Here is a 1,974-nt window from a genome sequence, read left to right as displayed (position 1 = left end):
GATGCGACCTGACCGCGTCGTAGCGGCGAGACAGGGAATCCATGACCAGGCTCATAGCACAGACCCTAGACACCCCGAGGGCGAAAACTAGGTTATTTCACGACAAGTCCTAAGGTCCACGCCGTGCAGTTCGCGCGGGCCGAATTCGGTGAACGCCCAGGCCGCGCCGACGCCGGTGCCTGAACCGATTTCGAGCACCGCGTCGCGTTCGCCGACGCCCAGCCGCTCGAATACCAGACGATACAGGGCGAACTGGCTTTCGACTCGTTGTTCGACGGTTATCGGCTGGTCCGCCGCCAAGTCTTGCCAGAATCCGAAGTTGATGAATCCCCCCGCGAAGACGGGCAGCGAACTGAGATCGTCCTCGCCGTACATCCGGGCCCTGAGCACCGGAGCGTCATCAGTCATGACTCCATGTTGCCATAAGGGAATGTTCCCATTTAACGGTTAACAGTTATGTTCGCGGCCAATTTTGAGTCTTTCCAACAGGCTGCCTGAGTGGCATTATGCACGGGCGAGCAGCTCCATTGTGGACGCGGGGATAGCCGACCGCGCCTTTCTTGCTCGTACCCCTGCACAGTAAGGAATCGGCATCAATGACGCGCATCCGAATGCGAAGCAAGGTGTCCAGAGCAGCTTTGCTCGCCGTAGTCGCGGCCGCGGGCATCGCCGCGGTCTCCGTCCCTGCCTACTCCAGCGAAGCTGACGTCACCATCCTGAACGCGGACGCCCCCGGCGCCGTCCCCGACCGCTACATCGTCAAGTTCAAGAACAGTGCCCGCAGTGCGGTGAGCACGATGTCGGCCGACAAGGCCCGCAGGCACGGCGGCACCGTCCGGCACAACCTCGAGATCATCAACGGCTACTCGGCCACGATGACCGAGGAGGAGGCCAAGAACGTCGCGCGCGACGCCGACGTCGAGTCCGTCGAGCAGGCCCAGTCCATGGTCGCCCTCGACACCCAGCCCAACCCGCCCAACTGGGGCGACGACCGCATCGACCAGCGTGACCTTCCGCTGGACCAGTCCTTCACCTACCCGACCAACCCTGGTCAGGGCGTTCGCGTGTACGTGCTCGACACCGGCATCAACGCGAGCCACACCGACTTCTCCGGCCGCGTCGCCGCCGGTTACGACTTCGTCGACAACGACTCGACCCCGGGTGACTGCCAGGGCCACGGCACGCACGTCGCCGGCACCGCGGCGGGCACCACCTACGGCGTCGCCAAGAAGGCGACCATCTCCGCGGTCCGCGTCCTCGACTGCCAGGGCTCGGGCAGCAACGACAACATCATCGCCGGCATCAACTGGGTCAAGAACAACGCGGTCAAGCCCGCGGTCGTCAACTACAGCATCGGCTGTCGCCAGCGCTGCTCCAACGCCACGATGGACAACGCGGTGAAGTCGCTGATCGCCAGCGGCGTGCAGTTCATCCAGGCGGCGGGCAACTCCGACGACGACGCCTGCTACTACAGCCCGCAGCTCGTCCCCGAGGCCATCACGGTCGGCAACAGCAACCAGCAGGACCAGCGCTACAACGGCACCGGTCCCAGCAGCTACGGCTCCTGCCTCGACATCTGGGCGCCGGGCACGAGCATCGTGTCGGCCTCGCACTCCAGCAACACGGGCAGCGCGACCATGACCGGCACGTCGATGGCGTCGCCGACCGTGGCGGGCGCGGCGGCGGTGTACCTGGGCCTCAACACCTCGTCCACCCCGCAGCAGATCCGTGACGCGCTGGTCGACAACGGCTCGACCGGCAAGCTGACCGGCATCAACGCCGGTTCGCCGAACGTCCTGCTGTACACCGGGTTCATGAACGGCGGCGGCACGACCGGCGTCACCGTCGCGAACCCGGGCAACCAGACGGGCACCGTGGGCACCGCGGTCAACAAGACCAACACCGCGTCCGGCGGCACCTCGCCGTACACCTGGTCGGCCACCGGTCTCCCGGCCGGGCTGTCGATCAGCTCCT

Annotated in this window: 2 protein-coding genes; one reads left to right on the top strand and one right to left on the bottom strand. The window is 65.6% G+C overall.

Annotated features, from left to right (window positions below):
- Positions 1–87: 87 nt before the first annotated feature.
- Complete coding sequence (locus tag ACRDSQ_RS30440) at positions 88–408, bottom strand: hypothetical protein (RefSeq protein WP_431425856.1); 321 nt, start codon at positions 406–408, stop codon at positions 88–90.
- A gap of 188 nt (positions 409–596) precedes the next feature.
- Between ACRDSQ_RS30440 and ACRDSQ_RS30435 the strand changes: the two genes are divergently transcribed.
- A partial coding sequence (locus tag ACRDSQ_RS30435) for a S8 family peptidase (protein ID WP_431425854.1) occupies positions 597–1,974 on the top strand: 1,378 nt, incomplete at its 3' end.

Origin of the sequence: Actinokineospora sp. (assembly GCF_050699995.1) — a bacterium.
In the GTDB taxonomy this organism is placed as follows: domain Bacteria; phylum Actinomycetota; class Actinomycetes; order Mycobacteriales; family Pseudonocardiaceae; genus Actinokineospora.
This window is presented reverse-complemented; position numbering and strand designations above follow the sequence as displayed.

Bases quoted from the DNA above. Each gene is read 5' to 3' on its own strand.
- ACRDSQ_RS30440 (WP_431425856.1), bottom strand. From the start codon at position 408: ATGACTGATGACGCTCCGGTGCTCAGGGCCCGGATGTACGGCGAGGAC.